This is a genomic window from Rothia sp. HMSC069D01 (genome assembly GCF_001810135.1).
Classification (GTDB): domain Bacteria; phylum Actinomycetota; class Actinomycetes; order Actinomycetales; family Micrococcaceae; genus Rothia.
Window position 1 is genome coordinate 20,420 of record NZ_KV800104.1, and the last position, 3,012, is coordinate 23,431.

At 63.9% G+C, this 3,012-nt stretch carries 3 protein-coding genes; all 3 read right to left on the reverse strand.

What is annotated here, in order from left to right:
• The coding region (locus HMPREF2710_RS04535) for an ATP-dependent metallopeptidase FtsH/Yme1/Tma family protein (RefSeq protein ID WP_141746607.1) at positions 1-718 on the reverse strand (718 nt) is incomplete at its 3' end.
• A 297-nt stretch (positions 719-1,015) separates the two neighbouring features.
• Positions 1,016-1,567: a hypoxanthine phosphoribosyltransferase gene (gene hpt, locus HMPREF2710_RS04540; protein ID WP_005504342.1), complete on the reverse strand. Its 552-nt coding sequence runs from the start codon at positions 1,565-1,567 to the stop codon at positions 1,016-1,018.
• Between the two features lie 196 nt (positions 1,568-1,763).
• Positions 1,764-2,897: a tRNA lysidine(34) synthetase TilS gene (gene tilS, locus HMPREF2710_RS04545; protein ID WP_070599757.1), complete on the reverse strand. Its 1,134-nt coding sequence runs from the start codon at positions 2,895-2,897 to the stop codon at positions 1,764-1,766.
• Between the last annotated feature and the right edge of the window lie 115 nt (positions 2,898-3,012).

The following is a 3,012-nucleotide window of genomic DNA, read 5'->3' on the forward strand; positions in this document are numbered from 1 at the left end:
GCACGCCTGCCTCGCCCGCCACAGCCTTGGCGAGCAGGGTCTTACCGGTGCCGGGAGGGCCGTACAGCAGCACGCCCTTGGGGATCTTTGCACCCAGGCGGGTGAACTTTTCGGGTTCAGCCAGGAACTCGCGGACTTCTTCCAGCTCGGCGAGCGCCTCGTCCACGCCGGCGACGTCGCTGAAGCGGACTTCCGGCTTGTCCTTGGTGAACTTCTTCGCGCGGGACTTGGAGAAGCTCATCACGGAGGAGCCGCCTCCGACTCGTCCCATCAGGAACCAGAAGAGCACACCAAAGAGCAGAATCGGCAGGAGCAGGGACACCAGGGAGCCCAGGAAGCTGTGCTCAACCGGCTGGTCCGTGTAGCTTTCCAGTTCGGCGGATTCCATTGCCTTAGCAACTTCGTCGCCGCGGGGCTGCACGTAGTAGAAGCGCACCGACTTACCGTAGTTGTCGTTGCCCTTCTTGTAGTCGTCCTTAAGCTGCAGCTCGACGCGCTGGTCGCCGTCGTAGATCTTTGCGCTCTTGACCTGGTGGTCGTTGAGCAGCTGAAGACCCACGTTGGTGTCCACCTGACGCGAGGGCTGGGTGAAGAAGGAGGCCATGAGGAAAGCCAGCATGACTACGATAGCTGCGCCCGGCAAGAACCAGGAGCTATGAATCAGCTTCTTCAGGAAGGCCTCCGAGCCTTTCTGCGGAGTATTGGGATTTTGCGCCAATGCTTTGTCCTTACGTTGCGGCTGTAACCCGTCGGGGGTTGCGGCATGCTAGCCGGAACACCCAACGATGCAACCTTAAATGTACCCTACCCCGGCGAGCGGCTAGGTACAGGGCTTCTCTATTTCACCTGCGGGCTAAAGGGTTGTAGCACTCGGCGGGGGTGAAAGTGCATCTTCTGCGGCGGGTACATCCGCCCCCGAGTACATTCGCCGCCGGGTACAGCAACGCCCCGCTCCCCCACAAGCGTGAGGAGGCGGGGCGTCACCACCTTACAGCATGGTTGCTGAGGTGAAGGCTTAGGAGTAAACGTGCGGGTGCAGGGTTGCGACGCAGTCCAGGTTGCGGTACTTCTCAGCGAAGTCCAGGCCGTAACCAACAACGAACTCGGGCTCGATGTCCCAGCCGACGTACTTGACCTCAACGTCAGCCTTGACGACCTTGGGCTTGCGCAGCAGGGTGCAAATCTCAACGGAAGCTGCGCCGCGAGAAATCAGGTTCTGCTGCAGCCATGCCAGGGTCAGGCCGGAGTCGATGATGTCTTCTACGATCAGGACGTTGCGGCCTACCAGGTCGGTGTCCAGGTCCTTGAGGATACGCACAACGCCGGAGGACTTGGTGCCGGAACCGTACGAGGAAACAGCCATCCAGTCCATGGTGTAGTGGCCCTTGAGAGCGCGGGAAAGGTCAGCCATGATCATGATGGCGCCCTTGAGAACACCCACCAACAGCACGTCCTTACCGGCGTAGTCTTCGTCGATGCGCGCCGCCAGTTCGGCGACCTTTGCATTAATCTCTTCCTTGCTGAAGAGAACGTTCTTAATATCGTCCTGCACGTCGATAGCCTGCACGATGTATTCCTTCGTATTCTTTTAGACGCTCTGCGCCTCCGCCGGGGGCCCCGGGTGAGGGGTTTCATGCCTTCCCACAGCGGACAATGTGGATGGTGTTCGCCTTAAGTATGGCTTAAAACGGCGCCGCGGCGCACCTCACCACGCAGATAGTGTGTGCTGAGGGGGCTCCGCGGGCACCTAGCTGGGCACCTAGTTAGGGTCGAGTTGGCACTAATACGAGCACGTCCAGGCGTTCACCGGTTGCTGGATGCGCAATTTTGCGGCGACGGTACGCGCTCACGTGACCGGGCATCTGAACGGGCCCAGCCACCGCGTATTCGGCGGTGAAGGAGTCCAGCGCCTGCAGTCGCTCGAAGCCGGGGTTCTCTCCCCCGGCGGCCTTGCAGGCGGTCGCAAGCACACGCAATCGAAGCGCCGGGTGCAGCGCCGCCACCTGCGCACGGTCCAGCAGCACGGCGTCTTCACATTCGATGCCGCGCACGGCGGTTCCGGCGGGTAGGAGCGCCTGCTCGTAGGCGGCCTGTGCCTGCTCGTCGAGGTACTCGGCGTCGGGGCCAGCTACGGAGGCGGTGCGCGCCAGGGAGCGGGCGACGTCCCCGCCGAGGTGCTCCTCCAGGTAGGGCAGCACGCTGTGGCGGATGCGGGCACGCATGAGGGACTGGTCGGCGTTGGTCGGGTCAATCCAGGGGGTGAGGGTTTCGGCGTCGCAGATGTCGAGCATGTCGGTGCGGCGCAGGCCGAGGAAGGGACGCAGGTAGGTGACGCCCCCTTCGACGCGCACGGGCGGCATGCCCGCCAGGGAGCGCGTGCCGGAGCCGCGGCTCAGGCCGAGCAGCACGGTTTCTGCCTGGTCGTCGAGGGTGTGGCCGAGCAGTACGGCGCGGGCGCCGGTGGCTTCAACAGCCTTCTTGAAGGCTGCGTAGCGGGCGGTGCGTGCCGCCATTTCGGGGCCCATGTTGCCGACGGGAACCTGCACTTTTTCGGTGATGACGGGGTGAAGCCCCAGGTCGGTGAGGGTCTGCGCGGTCTGCGCGGCAACCTCGGCGGAGTCTTCCTGCAGGCCGTGATCGACGATGATGGCGCCTACGCGCACGTCGCCGCGGCGGGCGAAGTGCGCGGCAATTGCCGCCAGTGCGAGGGAGTCGGGGCCGCCGCTGCAGGCGACCAGGAGCAGGGGCAGGTCGGCGGCGTCCGCGGTGGAGGCGGTGCGGGAGCGTCCGGTGGCTTTGATGCTTCCGGCACCGAGGAGCTTTTCGAGGGCGGCGGCGAGGTGGCGGCGGGCAGTGCCGACGGCGGGGTGCAGGCGTCCTGCGCGTCCATTCTGCATGAACCAGTCCTATCACGAAGTTACGGTTTACCTGTAGAGGGCAACCATGGCGGCACCCGTGTTAATAGTACGGGCACGGTAAGGGGCGTGCCCACCGCCTCCAGCACGCACGAAA

Coding starts and splice junctions, on each gene's coding strand:
- tilS (WP_070599757.1), bottom strand. CDS start 2,897: ATGCAGAATGGACGCGCAGGACGCCTGCACCCCGCCGTCGGCACTGCC.